17 protein-coding genes are annotated in these 19,127 nt (G+C 62.8%); 6 read left to right on the top strand and 11 right to left on the bottom strand.

The genetic code is table 11. The features are described from left to right. Positions 1-52 precede the first annotated feature (52 nt). From V6767_RS05390 to eno, 7 genes are all read right to left on the bottom strand, one after another. The gene (locus V6767_RS05390; RefSeq protein WP_448472506.1) at positions 53-289 is read right to left on the bottom strand and encodes a YdcH family protein; all 237 of its coding nucleotides are present in this window, start codon (positions 287-289) and stop codon (positions 53-55) included. Positions 290-364: 75 nt separating this feature from the next. Beyond that, entirely contained in the window at positions 365-1,003 is a 639-nt protein-coding gene (locus V6767_RS05385) for an SGNH/GDSL hydrolase family protein (protein WP_448472505.1), read from the bottom strand. A 10-nt stretch (positions 1,004-1,013) separates the two neighbouring features. Beyond that, on the bottom strand, positions 1,014-2,402 hold the full coding sequence (locus tag V6767_RS05380) for a pyruvate dehydrogenase complex dihydrolipoamide acetyltransferase (protein ID WP_448472504.1): 1,389 nt from the start codon (positions 2,400-2,402) through the stop codon (positions 1,014-1,016). Positions 2,403-2,414: 12 nt separating this feature from the next. After that, positions 2,415-3,809, bottom strand: coding sequence for a pyruvate dehydrogenase complex E1 component subunit beta (locus V6767_RS05375; RefSeq protein WP_448432897.1), 1,395 nt, complete (start codon positions 3,807-3,809; stop codon positions 2,415-2,417). 16 nt (positions 3,810-3,825) lie between these two features. Continuing rightward, positions 3,826-4,848, bottom strand: coding sequence for a pyruvate dehydrogenase (acetyl-transferring) E1 component subunit alpha (pdhA, locus tag V6767_RS05370; protein ID WP_448465530.1), 1,023 nt, complete (start codon positions 4,846-4,848; stop codon positions 3,826-3,828). Positions 4,849-4,995: 147 nt separating this feature from the next. Continuing rightward, positions 4,996-5,316, bottom strand: a complete 321-nt coding sequence (locus V6767_RS05365; protein WP_448472503.1) for an FtsB family cell division protein — start codon at positions 5,314-5,316, stop codon at positions 4,996-4,998. A 407-nt stretch (positions 5,317-5,723) separates the two neighbouring features. Then, a complete protein-coding gene (gene eno, locus V6767_RS05360; protein WP_448472502.1) occupies positions 5,724-6,998 on the bottom strand; it encodes a phosphopyruvate hydratase in 1,275 nt (424 codons plus the stop codon). Between eno and V6767_RS05355 the strand changes: the two genes are divergently transcribed. Further along, positions 6,997-7,146 (top strand): hypothetical protein, encoded by a 150-nt coding sequence (locus V6767_RS05355; RefSeq protein ID WP_448472501.1) that lies wholly within the window; start codon positions 6,997-6,999, stop codon positions 7,144-7,146. The genes eno and V6767_RS05355 overlap by 2 nt on opposite strands. Before the next feature lie 59 nt (positions 7,147-7,205). Here V6767_RS05355 and kdsA read toward each other — a convergent pair whose 3' ends face one another. The 3 genes from kdsA to V6767_RS05340 form a co-directional block, all read right to left on the bottom strand. Beyond that, positions 7,206-8,045 carry a 3-deoxy-8-phosphooctulonate synthase gene (kdsA, locus tag V6767_RS05350; protein WP_448472500.1) on the bottom strand — a complete coding sequence of 280 codons (840 nt, stop codon included), beginning with the start codon at positions 8,043-8,045 and terminating at the stop codon, positions 7,206-7,208. Position 8,046: 1 nt separating this feature from the next. Continuing rightward, the gene (locus V6767_RS05345; RefSeq protein ID WP_448472499.1) at positions 8,047-8,925 is read right to left on the bottom strand and encodes a VOC family protein; all 879 of its coding nucleotides are present in this window, start codon (positions 8,923-8,925) and stop codon (positions 8,047-8,049) included. A gap of 78 nt (positions 8,926-9,003) precedes the next feature. Then, on the bottom strand, positions 9,004-12,879 hold the full coding sequence (locus tag V6767_RS05340; protein ID WP_448472498.1) for an autotransporter domain-containing protein: 3,876 nt from the start codon (positions 12,877-12,879) through the stop codon (positions 9,004-9,006). Positions 12,880-13,130: 251 nt separating this feature from the next. Between V6767_RS05340 and V6767_RS05335 the strand changes: the two genes are divergently transcribed. Genes V6767_RS05335 through V6767_RS05315 form a run of 5 tightly spaced genes read left to right on the top strand, consistent with a single transcriptional unit; the run spans position 13,131 to position 18,576 of the window. After that, positions 13,131-15,026 (top strand): SurA N-terminal domain-containing protein, encoded by a 1,896-nt coding sequence (locus V6767_RS05335; protein WP_448472497.1) that lies wholly within the window; start codon positions 13,131-13,133, stop codon positions 15,024-15,026. Between the two features lie 12 nt (positions 15,027-15,038). Further along, a complete protein-coding gene (trpD, locus tag V6767_RS05330) occupies positions 15,039-16,073 on the top strand; it encodes an anthranilate phosphoribosyltransferase (protein WP_448472496.1) in 1,035 nt (344 codons plus the stop codon). Further along, complete coding sequence (gene trpC, locus V6767_RS05325) at positions 16,070-16,879, top strand: indole-3-glycerol phosphate synthase TrpC (protein ID WP_448472495.1); 810 nt, start codon at positions 16,070-16,072, stop codon at positions 16,877-16,879. Before trpD ends, trpC begins: the two co-directional genes overlap by 4 nt. Further along, positions 16,876-17,367, top strand: coding sequence for a cyclic pyranopterin monophosphate synthase MoaC (moaC, locus tag V6767_RS05320; protein ID WP_448472494.1), 492 nt, complete (start codon positions 16,876-16,878; stop codon positions 17,365-17,367). The genes trpC and moaC overlap by 4 nt, the downstream gene beginning before the upstream one ends. Positions 17,368-17,370: 3 nt before the next feature. After that, entirely contained in the window at positions 17,371-18,576 is a 1,206-nt protein-coding gene (locus V6767_RS05315) for a molybdopterin molybdotransferase MoeA (RefSeq protein WP_448472493.1), read from the top strand. A 92-nt stretch (positions 18,577-18,668) separates the two neighbouring features. Here V6767_RS05315 and V6767_RS05310 read toward each other — a convergent pair whose 3' ends face one another. Further along, entirely contained in the window at positions 18,669-18,992 is a 324-nt protein-coding gene (locus V6767_RS05310; RefSeq protein ID WP_448472492.1) for a DUF1476 domain-containing protein, read from the bottom strand. Positions 18,993-19,127: the final 135 nt, after the last annotated feature.

Genomic DNA, 19,127 nt, shown 5'->3' with positions numbered 1-19,127 from the left:
TAAGGGGAGCCGGACGTTGCCCGCCCGGCCCGCTTGAGGGATGCCGCCGCAGCTACTGTTTCAGCATCCCGTAGATTTCGTCCTTCAGAACCATCCGGCGCTTGCGCATTTCTTCCATATGCGCGTCATCGGTCGGTTCGATGTTTTCCTCCGCGCGGTGGATGGCGCGGTTTACCTCGTGATAGTCGTCGAAGAGCTTTGCAAAATGGGCATCCTCGACCTTCAATTCGTGAATCCGGTCGGCGAATTCCGGGAATTCATCGGCCAGTTCGTGCGGGGTGTTCGACATGGATATCTCCTCTGTTGTGGTTGATATCCACCCTATCCGCGCTTCGTGTTCACTCCTTGATATTAATCAAAAAAATCACAGACCGAGCATCATCCTGACGATCGGCTCGAGACCGCGGCCGATGGCGCGGGTGTTCTCGGCATCAAGATGGACGCCGTCCACCGGGCTCGCGCTTGCGACCGAGGCCGCGTCGTAGAAACCGCAACCCAGTTCGTCGGCCAGTTCGCTGTAGAAAGTCGAAAGCATCTGCGACTGTTCGACCACGCCCTTCAGAAAGCCCATGCCGGTATCGTTGGCCGTGGGCACGGCATGCGGCGGCGCAACCACCAAAATATCCGGCGCGGCATGATCGAACGGATAGGGATGCGACCGTACGATCTCGATCAGCCGCTTCATGCCGTTTCTGGCCGCCAACGCCCCGCCGCCCGTCCACGGCTTCAGATCGTTGGTGCCGAGCATGATGATGACCAGATCGAGCGGCGTGTGGCTGGCAAGCAGCGTCGGCAGTATTCGCGCGCCGTTGCGGTCCGCCGCCGCCGTGTGATCGTCAAAGGCCGTGGTGCGGCCGCCCAGCGCCTCGGGGAGAACGTGGACGCCCTCCCCCAGAGCCTTCTGCAGCACCATCGGCCAGCGGTCCTCATGCGCATGCCGCTGCTCTCCATTCGGGTCATGTCCGAAGGTCAGCGAATCGCCATAGCAAAGAACCGTCTTCATCGGACCGCCCTCAGACCAGCATCGACATCGGGTTTTCGATGTAGCCCTTGAACGCGGCCAGAACCTCGGCCGCCAGAGCGCCATCGACGCAACGGTGGTCGGTGGAAAGCGTGACCGACATCACGGTCGCGATCGCGAGTTCGTCGTTCTTGACCACCGGACGCTTTTCGCCCGCGCCGATCGCCAGGATCGAGGCGTGCGGCGGGTTGATGACGGCGGCGAAGTCCTTGACGCCCATCATGCCCATGTTCGAAACGGCCGTCGTTCCGCCCTGATATTCGGCGGGCTTCAGCTTCTTGTCGCGCGCACGATTGCCCAGATCCTTCATCTCGTTGGAGATGACCGAGAGCGGCTTTTCCTCCGCCCGGCGTACGATCGGGGTGATCAGGCCGCCCGGGATCGACACGGCGACGCCGACATCGACATGCTTGTGGACGACCATGTTGCTTTCGGTCCAGGAGACGTTGGCGGTCGGCACGTCGCGCAGAGCCAGCGCCATGGCCTTGATGACCATATCGTTGACGGAGAGCTTGTAGGCCGGCTTGTCGTCCTTGACGGGCGCTGCCTTGTTAAGCTGGCTCCTGAGCGCCAAAAGCGCATCGAGCTCGCAATCGATCGTGACATAGAAATGCGGCACGGTCTGCTTGGATTCGACCAGACGCTTGGCGATCGTCTTGCGCATGCCGTCATGCGGCACGAGCTCGTAGGAGCCTTCTTCGAACAGCTTGAGAACGGCCTCTTCGGAGGTCGCCTTCGGCATGGGAGCGGGGGCAGCTTCTTCCTTCGCGGCTTCCGGCGTGGCGGCAGCCTTGCCGACGCCTTCGCTCTCAGCCTTCTCGATATCGCGCTTGACGATTCGGCCATGCGGGCCGGAACCGGAAAGCTGCGCGAGATCGAGCCCCGCTTCATTGGCCAGACGCCGGGCAAGCGGCGAGGCGAAGATGCGCTCGCCATCAGCCTTGGGCGCTGCTGGCGCCTTGGGCTCGGGAACCGGCGTATCGGAAGACGGAATGCCGCCCTTGGCGACCTTTTCGGCCGTTTCGTCGGAGGACGATTTCTCGGCCTTGGTCTCTTCCTTCGGCTTGTCTTCCTTGGGAGCCTGCTTCGCAGGCGCATCGCCGCCTTCGGCCGCCTTGGCGGCTTCGGCAGCGTCCTCGCCGTCTTCGGCAAGGATCGCGATCAGGGCGTTGACCGCGACGCCGTCCGTGCCTTCCGGCACGACGATCTTGGCAACAGTTCCCTCATCGACGGCTTCGACTTCCATCGTCGCCTTGTCGGTTTCGATCTCGGCAATCACATCACCGGCCGAAACGCTGTCGCCTTCCTTGACCAGCCACTTGGAAAGATTGCCCTCTTCCATGGTCGGCGAAAGCGCCGGCATCGTAATCTTGATGGGCATCTTGACGCTCCCTTACTTGTAGCAGACGGCCTTGACCGCATCGATGACTTCACCGACGTTCGGCAGGGCGAGCTTTTCGAGGTTGGCGGCGTATGGCATCGGAACATCCTTGCCGGCGATCGTCATGATCGGTGCATCGAGATAATCGAATGCCTGCTGCATGACGCGGGTCGCGATCTCGGTGCCCACGGAGGACTGCGGGAAGCCTTCCTCGACGGTGACCAGACGCCCGGTTTTCTTCACCGATTCGATGACGGTCGGCAGGTCCATCGGACGGATGGTGCGCAGGTCGATGATCTCGACGTCGATGCCTTCTTCCTCAAGCTTGGCCGCCGCTTCCACCGCATAGGTCATGCCGATGCCGAAGGAAACGATCGTTGCGTCCTTGCCGGTCTTGTGGATGCGGGCCTTGCCGATCGGCAGCACGAAATCATCGAGCTTCGGCACATCAAACTTATGGCCGTAGAGGATTTCGTTTTCGAGGAAGATTACCGGATTGGGATCGCGGATCGCCGCCTTCAGCAGGCCTTTGGCGTCGGCGGCCGTATAGGGCATGACGACCTTGAGACCCGGAATATGGCTGTACCACGAGGCGTAGCATTGCGAGTGCTGAGCCGCCACGCGGGCCGCCGCGCCATTCGGACCGCGGAACACGATCGAACTCTCCATCTGCCCGCCGGACATATAGTGCGTCTTGGCGGCGGAGTTGATGATCTGGTCCATCGCCTGCATGGCGAAGTTGAAGGTCATGAACTCGACGATCGGCTTGAGGCCGGCAAGCGCAGCACCCACGGCAACGCCGGTGAAGCCGTGCTCGGTGATCGGGGTATCGACCACGCGCTTGGCGCCGAATTCCTGCAGCAGGCCCTGTGTGATCTTGTAGGCGCCCTGATATTCGGCGACTTCCTCGCCCATGACGAAGACATCGCCATCGGCGCGCATCTCCTCGGCCATGGCATCGCGCAGCGCTTCGCGCACTGTGGTCGAAACCATTTCCGTGCCTTCCGGAATATCCGGATCGGAGGCCACCTCGACGGCCTTCGGTTCAGCCGGAGCGTTGGACGCAGAAGCCTGCGGTTTTTCTTCCTGCTCGACCTCGGGGGCCTTTTCGGACTGTTTCGGCTGCTCGGCGGCATCCGCCTTGCCGATATCGTCGGCGCTTTCGCCTTCTTCCAGCAGAACGGCGATCGGGGTGTTGACCTTGACGCCCTCGGCGCCTTCCTCGACCAGGATCTTGCCGATCGTGCCCTCGTCCACGGCTTCGACTTCCATCGTCGCCTTGTCGGTCTCGATCTCGGCGATCACGTCACCGGCGGCGACGCTGTCGCCTTCTTTCTTGAGCCACTTTGTAAGGTTGCCCTCTTCCATCGTCGGGGAGAGTGCCGGCATGAGAATATTGGTAGGCATGGTATCCCTCCCCGTCTTAGCGCAGGATGTCGGTGTAGAGCTCGGACGCATCCGGCTCCGGATCGGTCTGGGCGAAATCGGCGGCGTCGGAGATGACCGAACGCACGTCCTTGTCGATCGCCTTCAACTCGTCTTCCGTTGCCCACTTCTTGTCCAGAAGCCGCTTCCTGACCTGCTCGATCGGGTCGTGCTCGGCGCGCATCTTCTGGACCTCGTCCTTGGAGCGGTATTTCGCCGGGTCCGACATCGAGTGGCCGCGATAGCGGTAGGTCATCATCTCAAGGATGAACGGGCCATTGCCCTCGCGCGCGAAGCTTTCAGCTTCTTCCGCTGCTGCCTTCACGGCGCGGACATCCATGCCGTCGACCTGCTTGCCGGGAATGTTGAACGAGGCGCCGCGCTTGGAGAAATCGGTCTCGGCCGAGGAGCGCGAAACGGAGGTGCCCATGGCATAGCGGTTGTTTTCGACAACATAGACCACCGGCAGCTTCCAAAGCTCCGCCATGTTGAAGCTTTCATAGACCTGGCCCTGATTGGCCGCGCCATCGCCGTAATAGACAACGGCGACATGGTCGTTCTCGCGATAGCGGTTGGCAAACGCGAGACCGGTTCCGAGCGGAACCTGCGCGCCGACGATGCCGTGGCCGCCGTAAAACGCCTTCTCCTTGGAGAACATGTGCATCGAGCCGCCCTTGCCCTTGGAATAGCCCGAGCGGCGGCCGGTCAGCTCGGCCATCACGCCGCGCGCTTCCATGCCGGTGGCCAGCATATGGCCGTGGTCGCGGTAGCTGGTGATGATCTGGTCGCCATCTTTCAGCGCCATCTGCATACCGACGACGACAGCTTCCTGACCGATATAGAGGTGACAGAAACCGCCGATGAAGCCCATACCATAAAGCTGGCCGGCCTTTTCCTCGAAACGGCGGATCATCAGCATCTCACGCAGAGCATGCATTTCCTGATCACGGTCGAATTCCGTGATCCGTTTGTTATCTTCTTTTTTGGGTGATTTCCGTGAAGCGGACGCTTGGGACGCCATCAGGGTCTCCTTCGTTAAGGAAAGACGTGGAATTGGCAGTCACATTAAGCGCTTTTGTGCGACACGGCAATGCTAGATTTAGCACAACATGTTCCGCATCAAATCACTGTAATTACTTATTAAAAGTGCTATTAACTTGATTTCAGTTTATTGGAGATTTCGCTCGAAAATCACGATCTCGTTGGGTTTCAGCAGGTTCAGCGCGTATCGTGCCTGCTCATCGAGCGCATCCTTCATCAGCGAGCCATCGGAGAGCATCTTGACGTGCTTTTCCATGGCCTCGCGTTCAGCCACGAGCTTTTCCAGCTTGCGCTCGTTCAGCGCCTTGTGGGCGGCAAACCGCTCGCCGGCGATCAGACCGTAATCGCCATGGATCGAGTGATAGATGAAATAGCTCATGAAGCAGACGGTGATCGCGGGTACGATCAGGCGGCCGTAAAACCGGGATTTATGATGTCGGGTCCACATGAAGCTGTCCGGAAAGCTACGCAATACAATGGATTCACACTAACGCGTGAACCTTAACCAAGGCTAAACCGGAGGCTGGCGGGATGGGACGAAATGCGGTTTCCCACTACAGAAGTCGAAGGCCGACGTCGCCAATTCGGTGCTGCTCATGGGCAATCAGACGCTTGCTCAAAAAAGCGCCTCAACTTCGTTCGACGCCAGTTTCGCTTGAGAAACTGGCCGCCAACAATCTCCCCCCTTGAGGGGGAGATGTCGCGAAGCGACAGAGAGGGGTAAAGGGCGTAAGCCCTACAAGCCGCACATTCCAAATTCGCAGAGAGGGTTCACCCCTCTCTGCCCCTGTCGGGGCATCTCCCCCTCAAGGGGGGAGATTGATTGGGGGCTATGCGGCCGCGCCCCCGAAAATATCAACCCTTCAGGATCGACCGCCCTGCATAAACGGCCTGACTGCCGAGCTCTTCCTCGATACGGATGAGCTGGTTGTATTTGGCCAGACGATCCGAACGCGACAGCGAGCCGGTCTTGATCTGACCGCAATTGGTGGCGACCGCGAGGTCGGCGATGGTGGCGTCCTCGGTCTCGCCCGAGCGGTGCGACATGACCGAGGTGTAGCCGGCCTTGTGGGCGGTCTCGACGGCGTCGAGCGTTTCGGTGAGCGAGCCGATCTGGTTGACCTTGACGAGCAGCGAATTCCCGACGCCCATCTTGATGCCGTCCTTCAGGCGCTTGGTGTTGGTGACGAACAGGTCATCGCCGACGAGCTGGCACTTGTCGCCGATCAGCGACGTCAGTTCCTTCCAGCCGTCCCAATCGTCTTCTGCAAGGCCGTCCTCGATCGAGAAGATCGGGTATTTGCCGATGAGGTCTGCGAGATAGGCGGCCATTTCGCCGGAATCGAGCGTCTTGCCCTCGCCTTCCATCACGTATTTGCCGCCCTTGTAGAATTCGGTCGAGGCGGCGTCCATGGCGAGATACACGTCTTCGCCCGGCTTGTAGCCGGCCTTTTCGATCGACTTCATGATGATGTCGAGCGCCGAGGTGGTGCTCGGAAGCGCCGGCGCGAAGCCGCCCTCATCGCCGATCGCGGTGTTGTAACCGCCGGCGGACAGTTCCTTCTTCAGCGTGTGGAAGATTTCCGAACCCGTGCGCACCGCGTCGCGCAGCGTATCGGCGCCGATCGGCATGATCATGAATTCCTGGAAGTCGATCGGGTTGTCGGCATGCTCGCCGCCATTGATGATGTTCATCATCGGAACCGGCAGAGAATGGGCAAATACGCCGCCCACATAGCGGTAGAGCGGCAGGCCGCAGGCCGTCGCCGCAGCCTTGGCGGTGGCGAGCGATACGCCGAGGATCGCATTGGCGCCGAGGCGGCCCTTGTTGGAGGTGCCGTCAAGCTCGATCATGGTCTGATCGATTTCCATCTGGTTTTCGGCATCGAGACCGACAACCGCCTCGAGGATTTCGTTGTTGACGGCATCGACCGCCTTTTCAACGCCCTTGCCGAGATAGCGTTCGCCGCCATCGCGCAGCTCCACGGCCTCGTGGGCGCCGGTGGAAGCGCCGGAGGGAACGGCGGCGCGGCCGATCGTGCCGTCTTCCAGATACACATCGACCTCGACCGTGGGGTTGCCACGGCTGTCGAGGATTTCACGGGCGAGAATGTCGGTGATTGTCGTCATGTCTGTCTACCTGTCGACCTTGCTACAAGAAATTGAAACGACCGCGTCGAAGCGCTGGAGTTTTGCGAGGGTCCGCCCCTTGGGCAGGCGGATCGCGTCGCTGGAATTCTGCTTAATGCAGTTCGTGCGCCAGCACTATGACGAATGAATGATTTTGGCGATCAAGCCACGCATATTTGCGGCGCGATCACCCGATTTCGAAAGAACTTACCTTCCCTTGGCAATGGCGTCAAAAGCCAGCAGCTTGTCCAAAAGCCGCGGCATGTCATCGAGCGGCACCATGTTCGGGCCATCGGACGGCGCATTGTCCGGGTCCTCATGGGTCTCGATGAAAACGCCGGCCACGCCGACGGCGACCGCTGCGCGCGCCAGCGTTTCGACGAATTCGCGCTGTCCGCCGGTGGAACCGCCCTGCCCGCCCGGCTGCTGCACCGAATGGGTGGCGTCGAAGATCACCGGCGCGCCGGTGGACGCCATGATCGGCAACGCGCGCATGTCGGAAACCAGCGTGTTGTAGCCGAAGGAGACGCCGCGCTCGCACAGCAGAACATTGTCATTGCCGCTGTCGACGATCTTGGCGAGCACGTTCTTCATGTCCCAGGGCGCCAGGAACTGGCCCTTCTTGACGTTGATAACGCGCCCGGTCTTGGCGGCGGCGACCAGAAGATCGGTCTGGCGCGACAGGAAGGCCGGGATCTGCAGAACGTCGACGACGGTCGCCACCTCGGCGCATTGCTCCTCGGTGTGAATGTCGGTCAAAACCGGAAAGCCGAATTCCTTCTTCAGGTCGGCGAAGACCTCAAGCGACTTATCAAGCCCCATGCCGCGCGTCGCCTTGAGCGATGTGCGGTTGGCCTTGTCGAAAGAGGATTTGTAGACCAGCGCGATCCCGGCTTCATCGCAGATTTCGGCAAGCTTTCCAGCCATCATGAAGGCATGATCGCGGCTTTCCATCTGGCACGGTCCGGCGATCAGCGAAAGCCTTCCGGCATTGCTGAAGCTGACGGCGCGCGCGCCTTCGCCGGCGGTAACGGTTCGGTCGGTCATTCTAGTTTTCCCTGAACATGAAGGTCACGCCCTGCCCGGGCGCTGGCGGCACAGCGATGCTGTCGCCGGCCTGCCGTGAGGCGATGTCGTTGGTTTTCAGAATATCGGCAAGGTTTTCCAGATCGGCCACCTCAAACACCACGGCGGCAGATTCAAGCCCGCGCCCCGCGCCGGAGCGCGCGATGCCGTGCTGCTGTTCGATATGGTCGTGGGAAAACACCGAGAACTTCGCCGTCAGCGCGTCGGTGGTGAAACCGTCGGGGTGGATATCGGCCTCGCCGGCGCGGGTGAGCGTCTGCAGCAGCGGCTCGTATTCCATCGGGTAGTCGGCGCCGAGCAGAACTCCCGAAATGCCGGTCACGCCGTTCTGATGGCCCATGAGGGTTTCATCGGGGGCAAGCGCCTGCAGGCGTTCGCAGGTGAAGAAGAACAGATCCGGCGCGCGCAGATCGGCGGCGAAAGCGAGCCGGAAGCCGGCAACCGCTTCCGTTCCGTCGGCAAGCTTGTATGGCCGGGAGAAGCTGAAAAGATCGCCGATCCCAAGTCCGGCTTCAGCGAAATCCGCATGATCGGCTTCCGCATCCTCGCTCCTGAAGACGATGGCGGAGAGCCCGTCATCGCCGTTGCGAAAGCGAAAGGCGCGGTCGCGGCGGACGAATTCAGCTTTCGCGATATTCTGATCGTAGATCTGCTGGTCGGCGATCGCGATCGGTTCCAGATAGGTCGAATCGGCGAAATAGACGCAGGCATTTTCCGTACCGAACGGATGCCGCGCCTCCGGCGCCACGGCGAAACCGAGCGCGGAAAGCCTGAGCCGCGCGGTCGCGAGATCGACGACCGGCAGAACCAGATGATCAAGAGGACGGTGGGAAAGAGACATGGCCCCTCCTTTTCGGCGCTCTTGATGGCACAGAAACGCCCGCGCCTCAAGAAGGAGCGCACGGGCTTGCGCGAAGACCTACCAGACGTAGCGCAGTTTCGCCGAGGCGATCAGCGCCGAATAGCTCTCGCCCCATTCGCCATAGGCGCCAAGGCTGAGATCGGCCTGGCTGGTCAACTGAATTCTCGCTGCGACATTGGCGGCGACCGCGCTGCCGGTCGGCGCATTGCTGGAGATCGAGAAGCCGTATCCCGGCACTGCCAGGAAACTGGCGCTGGCATCGCCGCCCCCACCATAGCGGTAGAGATAGGAAACGCGGCCATTGAGCGCGAACCGGCGCGCAATGTCGCCGGCGGCGGTGTCGAAACCGAGCCCCGCCTCGACAGTGCCGCGAAACAGGCCGACATCGGAATAGGCAAGCGCGGCATTGCCATAGCCCGCTTCGACCTCTTCCTGATAGTCCGGCGCGTGGGTGTAGACCGCGCTTGCCCCCACGAAGGGCATCAGCGCGACGCCGTTCTGGACGATGCGCCCGCCCGCCTCGATCCGCCCGCCGACGGTTGTCGCAGAATAGGAGCCGCGCAACTGGTCGACGGCATCCCCGAAGGCGACCGTGCGTTTGGTATCGATGCTGTCGACGCCGCTGCCGAGCGCAGCGGTCGCATAAAACCCTTCCTTGGACTGGGTGACGCCGTTGATGGCGGCGTGGAAGCTCTGCGAATCCGCCTTGCCGTCCTGATCCGTCTGCTTGTAGGTCGAGCTGCCGCCGCCGAACACGATGCCGATCGCGTTGGCATCGTCCAGCCGCGCCAGATAGCCGCCCTCGATCATGCTGCTGTCGATATCGGCGCCGGAATTGCCGGCCTGCGCGTTGCCGTCGACGCTCGAACTGCCGCCATTATATTCGAGCCAGCCGGTATTGACCGGGTTGAGCGCGGCGTAAATCCCCTTGCGGCGCGCCGCGGACCAGTCCCAGCGCGGATCGCCGGCCGCGCCCGCATAGCCGTCATAGCCGCCGACTGCCCAGTAGGCGAGACCCGATGTCGCCGCCGGCGCGTTCTGCACGGCGTCCTCATCGGCATCCTTTTCGATGGGACGCCAGCCGGCGAGCAAGCGGTTGGGGTTGGAGGAGCGGCGCAGGAAATTGTCCATACCGAGCGTCGCCGTCATCGTCGCGTTGATACCGAGTTCGCCGCCGAGCGTCGTCATCGCCGCCTCATAGGCGCGGCCCGATTGCAGCATGCCGGCCGCAAGCGTCCCCTGCAGCGGAACGCCATCGTTGAACGCGCTGACCAGCGCCGTGTTGACGCCTTGGCCGAGCGCGGAGAAGTTGAAATTGCCGCCGACATAGGCAAGGCCGAGCTTCAGCGCATTGTCCTCGTCGGTGATCGTCCCGCGGAACTGGGAGGGGAGCGAATCAAGCGAGGGATCGTAGGTGCCGGTCAGGTTACCGGCCTGAAGCAGCGTATATTCCTTCTTCAGCACCCCGCCCTGATCGAAGTCGAGATCGATCGCGGTGTCGTCGAAGGCGACGGTGCCGGTTACGATCGCCGGTTCCTGATTGATCGTGATCACCGCGACATAGGTGGCGTCGGGATCGAAATCGAGATCGCCGTCGACGGTGATCGATCCCTGGCTGTCGCCGGCGCGGAACGTGCCGCCGGTGCTCACATGGGTATCGCCGATCACGCCGGAACCGCCAAGCGTCGCGCCGGAGGCTACTTCGGCGGTCGCGCCGCGCAGGTCGGCATCGATGTCGAGCGTGCCGCCGGCCGCTTCAAGCGAACCGGTGAAATCCGCGCTGTCGGTGGAAAGGTTGAGCTCGCCCGGCCCCTTCTGAACCAGAGCGCCGGAGCCGCTCAGCGCGCCGCGGAATTCGATGTCGTCGGAGCGGGCAAAGCTCAGAGTACCGCCGGAATCCACCGCGACATCGCCGCCGAGCGTTCCCGTCGTGCCGCCGGCGCCCACCTGGATTTCAGCGCCGGAGCCGATCGTCGTCAGGCCTGTATTGGTGTTGTCGGCGGTCAGGATCGTGGTGCCGGACAACGCAGCTATCTGCCCCGCCCCGCTGATGGTCGGCGCGAAGACATAGTCTGATGATGTATGGTTGAAGACGATAAGGCCGGTGCCCTCGCCGAAAGCGACGGTGGGTATCGCCACTTCGCCCGGCGCGACAGCGCTGCCTACGCCCGGAATGCCGCCAATGACGAGGCCGCCCTCTGAGCCGCTTGCGGCCGCTAGCACGAAGCTGTCGGCCGTCACGACACCGTTCTCTGCGACGTCGAGAACGCCGGAGCCGCCATTGCCCACCACAAGGTCGCCATTGACCGTCCAGGTACCGCCATAGACTTCGGCGAGGCCGAACGATCCCGCCGCATCGGCCACCACGCTTGCCGTGCTGGTGGCCGTCGCCCCGGTCGTGACGGAGAACAGACCGGTGCCGCTTTCGCCGACGGTGATGCCGCCATCGACATCCCAGCTCGATCCGGCGCCCGCGACCAGCACCCCGCCTCTACCGGTCGCCGAAGCGCCGAGCACTGTCGTTTTGTTGGTGACCTTCGCGCCGCTGGCGATTCCGAGAAGGCCTGTGCCATCCTGGCCGACGGTGAGATTGGAGGTGTTTGTCCAGACCCCGCCGGTCGTCAGCGCGACGCCGCCCTCGCTGTCGGCGTCGCGACCGATCACGCCGCCATTGGAGTTCAGCGTGGCGCCATCGAAAATGCCGAGCGCGCCATCGCCCTTGGCGGCCACCGTCATTCTGTTGGTCAGCGTCACGCTGCTGCCTGCGCCTGTGACTACGGTACCACCGTAACCTGTCGCGTTGACGCCCAGCATCGCATAATCGGCGGTAACCGTCGCACCGTTAGATACGGTAAGGCCGCCATCGCCGGAATTGCCGACCTTCAGCGCCGCCGAAAGCTGCAACTGCGTGCCAGCGCCGTCGATCGTGACCGTGCCTTCGCCGCCGGTGACATAGCCGACCGTCATGTTGCTGGCGGTCATCGTCGCGCCGGAGAGAACGGAGAGCGAGCCTTCGCCGCCGGAGCCGCCGCCGGCCACACTGCCGCCGATCGCGATGTCGTTATAGACGTTCCAGAGCGAGCCCGCGCCCGTCACCGTGGCCGTGTTCCCGGTGGAGCTGTTGTTCTGGCCGATGCTGAGCGAACCGCTGATCGCGTGGCCGCCATTGTTCACGGTCACCGAGCCGGTGCCGGACAGCCCGACCGTGAGGTCGCCATAGCCGTTCCATTCGGAGTTTGCCCCCGAGATCAACACGGTGCCGTCGCCGCCGGCACCCTGGCCCATGATCGTCTGATTCGATTCGAGCCGAGCTCCGCCAGTGATGTTGAGATTGCCCTCACCCAGATTTCCGATCACCACGCTGTTTGCGCCGGTGCCGTAGGTGCGCATCTCCGTTCCCGCACCGTCGAGCGTGAAGGTGCCCTCTCCGCTCGCCGCGTTGCCGATGGTGATTGCGCCCGTCTGCCCCTTCGCGCCGGACTGCATGGTCAGCGTGCCGACGCCGGCACCGCCGACCGTGATGAGCTTGTCGAACTGGATCGCGCTGCCTGCGCCCTGAACGATGACAGTGCCATTGCCGCCGGTGGAGGCGCCGAGGGTCACTACCTCGCCGCTGACCGTGGCGTTGGACGTTAGCTTGCCGGCGGCCGTGTCGCCCACGATGAAGTTGCTTATGTATTCCGTGCCGCGGTCGGGGGTCAGCACCGGCGCATTGTTCAGCGTATTGATGGTTACGTTGTCACCGGATTTCGGCGGAAGCGGCGGCTGACTGCCGTCGACGGTCCAGTTCTCGGTCTCGTACCAGTCTGTGGAGGTCGCGCCGGTCCAGTTGAAATCGGCGGCCAGTCCCGGGGCGCTCCACGCAACCAGAAGTGCCGAGGAACTCAGAAACAACGCTCTGGCAGCGTCCTGCCGAAATCTCAAACCACGCATTACCTACCCCTTGCGACCCGATCCGCGCATTCGGGAATCGGCCGCCTGTCCAAAACTGGGGTGATTCTGGTTGCAGGTCCTTAAGAACCTATTGCCATGCGTGCTTTTGCGAACATGCTTAACATTTATGGTTAATGAACGGTTATCGCCCTTGCCCGGCCGGCCATTGCATCTGCGGCTTCAATTCGGTTGCATCTTCGTCTATGAAGCGTCACAAAACCGAAGGACCGGCAAACAGGGACTGCACAAGAATGCTTGAGACAATGCGCAAAGGCGCCCAGACCTGGGTCGCGAAACTCCTCTTGATCCTGCTGATCATCTCCTTCGGCGTATGGGGGGCCTCAAGCGCGTTCCTGTCCGGCAATTCCGATGTGGTGGTGAAGGTCGGCGACAAGACCGTCTCGGCCAATGAATATCGCCTTGCCTATCAGCGCCAGCTCAATAGTCTCAGCAACCAGTTCGGCCGGCGACTGACCGGTGAGGAAGCCCGCATGATCGGCGTCGACCAGCAGGTCAATGCCCAACTCGTCGCCGGCGCTTCTCTCGACCAGCTTGCCGACGACATGAATCTCGGCCTCTCCGAAGACCGGCTGGCAGAGATCATCGCCCAGGATCCCGCCTTCCAGAACGCCGATGGCCGTTTCGACCGCCAGCGCTTCAGCGCGCTGTTGCGCAATGTCGGCCTCAACGAGGATGACTATGTCGCCGAACGCTCCAAGGTCGCCGTGCGCTCCCAGGTCGTCGACGGAATCGCCGATGGCTTCGTCCCGCCGAAGACGCTCGTGGATGCCATCAGCGAATACCGCAACCAGTCCCGCGGCGTCGATTACATCGTGCTGAACAACGCCTTCATCGAGCCGGTGAAATCGCCGGGCGACGAGGTGCTGAAGCCATGGTTCGAACAGCGTAAGGCCGCCTATCGCGCGCCGGAATATCGCAAGGTTTCCTATGTGGCGCTGCATCCCTCAGATATCGCCGATCCCGATGCCATCACCGATGCCGCCGTGCGCGAGGATTACGACGCGCGGATTTCAAGCTTCACCACGCCGGAGGAACGCCGCATCCAGCAGCTCACCTTCTCCGATCAGGCCGAAGCCGAACAGGCCGCCCAGGCGCTTGCCGACGGCACCAAGACATTCGACCAGCTTATCAGCGAACAGGGCAAGACCACCGGCGACGTGACCCTCGGCATCTTCACCAAGGGCCAGTTTCCGGACGCCTCGATCGACGAGGCAGCCTTCGCCATCGAGAACGAGGGCGGCACCAGCGAAGTCGTCCAGGGCAATTTCGGCCCGGTAATCCTGCGCGTCACCGCGATCTCACCCGAACAGGTCACGCCCTTCGATCAGGTCAAGGACCGGATCCGTCAGGAACTCGCCGAGCAGCAGGCAACGGACGATATCCTGAATGTCGAAAACCAGTATGAGGACCAGCGCGCTGGCGGCGCATCGATGGCCGAAGCGGCCCAAAGCCTGGGCCTCGAGCCCACGACCATCGACGCCATCGATGCCCAGGGCAATGATGAAAGCGGCACTCCCGTTGCCGATATTCCGCTCGGCACAGAGCTTGTCGCTTCAGCCTTCGACAGCGATATCGGCGTCGAGAACCTGCCGCTCACGCTCAATGACGGCGGCGTCGTCTGGTACGAGGTCATCGACATCACCCCCTCGCGCGACCGCGAATTCGACGAGGTCCGCAGCCAGGTGGAGGTCGATTGGGCGGCCGAGCAGCAGCGCGAGGCCCTGGCCGACAAGGCAAACGAGTTGCAGGCCCGCGTCGAAGGCGGCGAGTCGCTGCAGCAGATTGCCGATGAGCTGGCGATCGACGTCAACAGCGTGACCTCCGTCACCCGCACCACGCAGAATGACGATCTCGGCCCCGAAGCCGTGGCCGCCGCCTTCAGCGGTCCGCTGGGCACCGTGGCCACCGCGCCGCGCGACAGCGGCACCGAGCAGGTGGTGCTGAAGGTCGTGGCCGTCGTCAACCCGGTCGGGACGCTGGCGGCATCCGGCGACGACCAGGCGGTCAACGCCATCGCATCCTATGCCGGCGATGACATTCTCGATGAAATGATCAACAAGCTGCAGGGCGAATACGGCGTCTCGATCAACCAGACGCTGGCCCAGCAGGCGATCAACCTCAGATAAGAAGAGCGAACAATGTCCGAGCTGAAGCCCTTCATCGCGAAAGTCGCAAGCGGCCAGTCGCTTACCAGTGACGAAGCCCGCCGGGCCTTCGATCTTCTGATGTCGGGCGAGGCCACGCCATCGCAGATCGGCGGCTTCCTGATGGCGCTGAGGGTCAAGGGCGAAACGGTCGACGAGATCGTCGGCGCCGTCTCGACCATGCGGGCCAAGATGACGCCCGTCAAAGCGCCCACCGATGCCATCGATATCGTCGGCACCGGCGGCGATGGTGCCGGCACCTACAACATCTCGACGCTGGCGGCGATCATCACCGCCGGCGCCGGGGTCACGGTCGCCAAGCATGGCAATCGCGCGCTCAGTTCCCGCTCCGGCACCGCCGACAGCCTGTCGGAGCTCGGTGTCGATCTCGATATAACGCCGGCCCTGATCGAGGCCTGTCTTGAGGAGGCCGGCATCGGCTTCATGTTCGCGCAGAAGCACCACGCCGCCATGCGCCATGTCGGCCCGTCGCGCGTCGAACTCGGCACCCGCACGATCTTCAATCTGCTCGGTCCGCTTTCCAATCCCGCGGGCGTCAAACGGCAATTGCTCGGCGTATTTTCCGCCGAATGGGTGCGTCCGCTTGCCGAGGTCCTGCGCGACCATGGGTCGGAAAAGGTCTGGGTCGTTCATGGCCAGGGGCTCGACGAGATCACCACGACGGGCGAAACCATGGTGGCCGAGCTTGCCGACGGCAAGATCCGCGAATTCACGCTGTCGCCGTCGGATTTCGGCGTTCCGCAGGTCGAACTCAAGGCGTTGCGCGGCGGCGATGGCAAGGTCAATGCCGCGGCGCTGCGCAAGGTGCTTTCCGGTGAGAAGAATGCCTATCGCGATATCGCGCTCTGCAATGCCGCAGCGGCTCTTGTGGTCGCGGGCAAGGCAGACACGATCGCCGACGGCATGGCGATTGCCACCGATGCGCTGGAGAGCGGCAAGGCCGCCCTCGCGCTCGACCGTCTGGTGGCCGTGTCGAACCGCAAGCCAGAACATGAGGCCCGGCCATGACCGATATCCTGAAGAAGATCGAAGCCTACAAGCGCGAGGAAATCGCGGCCGCGAAGAGCGCCGTGCCGCTCGACGAGCTAAAGGCGCGGATTCGCGATGTCGATCAACCGCGCGGTTTTGCCGATGCGCTTTTCGCCAGAAAGGCTGCGGGCGATTTCGGTCTCATCGCCGAAATCAAGAAAGCGAGCCCCTCCAAGGGTCTGATCCGCCCAGATTTCGATCCACCGGCCTTTGCCGCAGCCTATGAGGAAGGCGGGGCAGCCTGCCTTTCGGTGCTGACCGATACGCCGAGCTTCCAGGGCGCGCCGGAATTCCTCGCCGCCGCCAAGGCGGCCTGCGCCCTTCCCGCGCTCCGCAAGGATTTCATGTTCGAACCCTATCAGGTCTACGAGGCCCGCGCCTGGCAGGCCGATTGCATCCTGATCATCATGGCGAGCCTTTCCGATGACGAAGCCCGGCTTCTGGAAGAGACCGCATTCGGCCTCGGCATGGACGCGTTGATCGAGGTCCACGACGAAGCCGAGTGCGAGCGGGCGCTGAAGCTCTCCTCGCCGCTGATCGGCATCAACAACCGCAATCTGCGCACCTTCGAAGTCTCGCTCAAGACCAGCGAAAGGCTCGTTCCAATGATCCCGGAGGACCGGCTGATCGTCGGCGAAAGCGGCATCTTCGTCCATGACGACTGCCTGCGGCTGGAAAAGGTCGGCATCTCCACCTTCCTCGTGGGCGAGAGCCTTATGCGCAAGGATGATATCGCCGCCGCCACCCGTGCGCTGCTGAAGGGCACAGCCGAGGCCGCGCCATGACCGACAAGCCCGCCGGACTGACCCATATCGGCGAGACCGGCGAGGCCCGCATGGTCGATGTCGGCGCCAAAGCCGAAACCGTCCGCTCCGCCACGGCGGAAGGCCATGTCCGGATGAAGCCCGAGACGCTGTCGCTGATCGAAAGCGGCAACGCCAAGAAGGGTGATGTGATCGCCACCGCCAGGCTGGCCGGGATCATGGGCGCCAAGCAGACGGCGAACCTCATCCCGCTCTGCCACCCGCTGATGCTGACGAAAATCGCCGTCGACATCGAAGCAGATGCAGCGCTTCCGGGTCTCAGGGTCGTCGCCACAGCCTCGCTCTCCGGCCGCACGGGCGTAGAGATGGAGGCGCTGACCGCAGTTTCCGTCGCCTGTCTCACGATCTACGACATGGCCAAGGCCGCCGACCGCGAGATGGAAATCGGCGCGATACGGCTGGTCGAGAAATCCGGCGGCGCAAGCGGCGACTTCAAGCGCGGAGGCTAAAGCATGGCCGATCCCCTGCTGAGCGTTGAAAGAGCCGGCGAGATCCTGCTGGATCATGCCCCGCAGATCGTTGAGACGGAAACCGTGGCGCTTGCCGATGCCAATGGGCGCGTGCTTGGCGAGGATATCGTCTCCCGCATCACCCAACCGCCCTTTTCAGCCTCCGCCATGGATGGCTATGCGGTGCGTGCCGCCGACATCGGGCCCGCAGGCGCGGAGCTTCAGGTGATCGGCGAGGTCGCCGCTGGCGCGATGCCGCATGCGCATGTGACCGCCGGAACCGCGATGCGGATTTTCACCGGCGCGCCGCTGCCGCAAGGCGCAGATAGCGTGGTGATACAGGAAAATACCGAGAAGCGCGGCGATGCCGGCGTCTTCTTCAAAACCGCTGCCGCCGTGGGCGACAATGTCCGGGAGGCCGGACAGGATTTTGCCGACGGCGATATCCTGCTTCGCCGCGGCCGCGCGCTGGACGCCCGCGCGCTTTCTCTTGCCGCAGCCGGTGGCCACGCCAAGCTTTCCGTCTTCCGCCGGCCGCGCGTCGCCGTGCTTGCCACCGGCAATGAACTGGTGCCGCCCGGAACACTTCTCGGCCCCGGCCAGATTTCGGCCTCCGGCAGCGTCGCCATTGCCGCTCTCGCCCGCGACAATGGCGCGGATGTCATCGATCTCGGCATTGCCGGCGACAGCGAAGCCGAGATTCGTGGCGCAGTCGAAAAGGCGATCGAGGCGAAGGTCGATATTCTGGTGACGATCGGCGGCGCGTCGGTCGGCGATCACGACCTGATCCGCCCCACGCTTTCAGCCATGGGCATGGAGCTTGATTTCTGGAAGATCGCGATGCGGCCGGGAAAGCCGCTGATGGTCGGCCGACTGGAAGATATGCGGGTGCTTGGCCTGCCCGGCAACCCGGTCTCAAGCTTCGTCTGCGCCCTGCTCTTTGCCGAACCGCTCATCCGCCATATCGGACGGTTCCCGCCCCGCAAGCGCGAGACCACGGCCATCGCCGCGTCCACGCTCGCGGAAAACGGCCCGCGCCAGCACTATATGCGCGGCCGTTTCGACCCCGAGGGCCGGGTCGCGCCCTTCGCGCGGCAGGATTCATCCCTGCAGGCCACGCTTGCAGAAGCGGATTGCCTGATCATCCGCCCGCCTCATGCCAAAGCAGTTGAAGCGGGCGAGTCTGTTCGGATCGTGACCCTCGGCTGAGCGATACACCGTGGAGCGGCCCGATCGGCCACACCAAAAAAAGAAGCAGAGCGGTCACGCCTTCCGAAAAAGCCGGGACCGTTCAAGTCAATTCAGGCCGAGCCCTTTTCCTGAGCGGCGGCTGCAATCATGAACTCGTTCAGCTTGGCGTGAATGGTCTGCTCGTCCATTGCGACGCCGGCTTCGTTGAAGTCCGCCATCAGCTTGCCCGTCAGATCGGCGTCGCCGGCCTCGATGAAATGGCTCGCCATCACTTCGCTGATATAGGCCTGGTCGCCCTCACGGTCTAAAAGTCCTGCCGCCCAGTTTGCCAGCATGCGGTTGCGCCGGGCGAGCGTATTGAAATGCGCATGCTGTTCCGCCGTATAGGCGGCCTCGTGCGCGCGCCCGCGGTCTGCAAAAATTCGATCTGCCATGTTGGCCTCCCTGATAGTCCTACTTACCTAAGATGGTATGTCTTCGCGCGATTGAGAAGAAAAAAACCGGCATTTGCTTCAAAATTTGCTCGCATGCGACGCTTTGTCATCAGCAAATCGTGCAAAACCGCAATT

It is taken from the genome of Martelella sp. FLE1502 (genome assembly GCF_053484255.1).
The sequence above is the reverse complement of the archived record's forward strand: the minus strand, read 5'-3'. Positions and strand labels throughout refer to the sequence as shown.

Bases quoted from the DNA above. Each gene is read 5' to 3' on its own strand.
- V6767_RS05335 (WP_448472497.1), top strand. From the start codon at position 13,131: ATGCTTGAGACAATGCGCAAAGGCGCCCAGACCTGGGTCGCGAAACTC.
- trpD (WP_448472496.1), top strand. From the start codon at position 15,039: ATGTCCGAGCTGAAGCCCTTCATCGCGAAAGTCGCAAGCGGCCAGTCG.
- V6767_RS05380 (WP_448472504.1), bottom strand. From the start codon at position 2,402: ATGCCCATCAAGATTACGATGCCGGCGCTTTCGCCGACCATGGAAGAG.
- V6767_RS05345 (WP_448472499.1), bottom strand. From the start codon at position 8,925: ATGTCTCTTTCCCACCGTCCTCTTGATCATCTGGTTCTGCCGGTCGTC.
- trpC (WP_448472495.1), top strand. From the start codon at position 16,070: ATGACCGATATCCTGAAGAAGATCGAAGCCTACAAGCGCGAGGAAATC.
- V6767_RS05390 (WP_448472506.1), bottom strand. From the start codon at position 289: ATGTCGAACACCCCGCACGAACTGGCCGATGAATTCCCGGAATTCGCC.
- V6767_RS05385 (WP_448472505.1), bottom strand. From the start codon at position 1,003: ATGAAGACGGTTCTTTGCTATGGCGATTCGCTGACCTTCGGACATGAC.
- eno (WP_448472502.1), bottom strand. From the start codon at position 6,998: ATGACGACAATCACCGACATTCTCGCCCGTGAAATCCTCGACAGCCGT.
- V6767_RS05355 (WP_448472501.1), top strand. From the start codon at position 6,997: ATGTCTGTCTACCTGTCGACCTTGCTACAAGAAATTGAAACGACCGCG.
- V6767_RS05310 (WP_448472492.1), bottom strand. From the start codon at position 18,992: ATGGCAGATCGAATTTTTGCAGACCGCGGGCGCGCGCACGAGGCCGCC.
- kdsA (WP_448472500.1), bottom strand. From the start codon at position 8,045: ATGACCGACCGAACCGTTACCGCCGGCGAAGGCGCGCGCGCCGTCAGC.
- V6767_RS05365 (WP_448472503.1), bottom strand. From the start codon at position 5,316: ATGTGGACCCGACATCATAAATCCCGGTTTTACGGCCGCCTGATCGTA.
- V6767_RS05375 (WP_448432897.1), bottom strand. From the start codon at position 3,809: ATGCCTACCAATATTCTCATGCCGGCACTCTCCCCGACGATGGAAGAG.
- moaC (WP_448472494.1), top strand. From the start codon at position 16,876: ATGACCGACAAGCCCGCCGGACTGACCCATATCGGCGAGACCGGCGAG.
- V6767_RS05315 (WP_448472493.1), top strand. From the start codon at position 17,371: ATGGCCGATCCCCTGCTGAGCGTTGAAAGAGCCGGCGAGATCCTGCTG.
- pdhA (WP_448465530.1), bottom strand. From the start codon at position 4,848: ATGGCGTCCCAAGCGTCCGCTTCACGGAAATCACCCAAAAAAGAAGAT.
- V6767_RS05340 (WP_448472498.1), bottom strand. From the start codon at position 12,879: ATGCGTGGTTTGAGATTTCGGCAGGACGCTGCCAGAGCGTTGTTTCTG.